Genomic DNA, 1301 nt, shown 5'->3' with positions numbered 1-1301 from the left:
GAGCCGGAACGCATTCACCATTACGACTGCTGCGCAGCCGGACGCAGGCTGCGCCAGCTGCTACAGAACCTGCGACTAACGGTTGAACCGCTCCACCAGCGAGTACTGGGTTTTCGCGGTCTGCGTCAGTTCGGTGCTCAGTTGCGCCGAGTGCCTGGCCTGTTCAGATGTCTGATCCGCCAGATGCGCGATGGTGGTGATGTTGCGGCTGATTTCCTCAGCGACCGCCGTTTGCTCTTCAGTCGCGGCGGCGATCTGGGTGGTCATGTCGGTAATGTTCGCTACGGCTTCACTGATGCCTACCAGGGCCTTATCGGCCTCCAGCACCCAGGCCACCCCTTCCTCCGCCTGCCGGTGGCCGCTTTCCATAGTCTTCACCGCGTTGCTGGAAGACACCTGCAGTTTGGAAATCAGGCCGTGGATCTGTGCTGTAGACTCGGTGGTGCGTTGGGCCAGCTGGCGCACCTCATCCGCCACCACCGCAAAGCCGCGGCCCATATCACCCGCGCGAGCAGCTTCGATGGCGGCGTTCAGCGCAAGCAGGTTGGTCTGGTCGGCAATGCCTTTGATAACGTCGACCACTGTGCCGATTTCATTGCTGTCCCTGGCCAGTTGCGCAACGGTCAACCCTGTCTCGCCCACCACCACGGAGAGGCGCTGGATCGACTCGCGGGTATCGCGTGCGACGTCGCGTCCGCGGGCAGTCAGCACATTGGCTTCCTGCGTCGCATCGGCCGTGCGCTGGACGTGACTGGCGACTTCTTGTGTAGTTGCCGCCATCTGATTCACTGCTGCCGAGACCTGTTCGGTTTCGACGCGCTGACGATCCAGTCCCCGTGAACTGTCGGCAGCCAGACCGTCGGATTTGCCGGCCAGGCTGGTCAGTTGCTCGGCCGTGTCCTGAAGGCGCGTGAGGCAGGTCTTGAGCCGCGAGGCCTGACTGACGAACGCCGTTTCCAGACGAGCCTGAGGGCCGCGCTCATCACTGTACATTTTGCCGAGGAGGGCGTCGCAGGTTGAAGATTCAGCCAGCTCCAGCAGTTTGAGCGCGCCGCGATTCTGTCGGCGAGAAATGAACAAGCCGATCGGGACCGAAGCTGCAATTGTCAGGAGTGTCGCTTCAGTGGGACCCAGCCAGACACCGCTTGCGGTGCCGACGAGCCCCATTGTCAGCACTGGCAGCCAGGCGAGCAGCGCCGGTTGCCATTGATCGCTGACGGGAACGGCCGCCTTGCCCATGCTGATCCGCTTGTAAAGTGCTTCGGCGCGATGGATCTGTTCGGCAGTCGGTTTGACCCGCA

The 1301-nt window shown here is 62.4% G+C and carries 1 protein-coding gene; it reads right to left on the bottom strand.

Features of this window, described 5'->3' with window-relative positions:
- Positions 1-75: 75 nt before the first annotated feature.
- Positions 76-1239 carry a methyl-accepting chemotaxis protein gene (locus F8N12_RS27525; RefSeq protein WP_412072165.1) on the bottom strand — a complete coding sequence of 388 codons (1164 nt, stop codon included), beginning with the start codon at positions 1237-1239 and terminating at the stop codon, positions 76-78.
- Positions 1240-1301 lie beyond the last annotated feature (62 nt).

The sequence above is a fragment of the Pseudomonas fluorescens genome (assembly GCF_902497625.1).
GTDB lineage: Bacteria > Pseudomonadota > Gammaproteobacteria > Pseudomonadales > Pseudomonadaceae > Aquipseudomonas > Aquipseudomonas fluorescens_BQ.
Note: the sequence above shows the minus strand (reverse complement) of the source record. Positions and strands in the feature narration are given on the sequence as shown.

Coding starts and splice junctions, on each gene's coding strand:
- F8N12_RS27525 (WP_412072165.1), bottom strand. CDS start 1,239: ATGGGCAAGGCGGCCGTTCCCGTCAGCGATCAATGGCAACCGGCGCTG.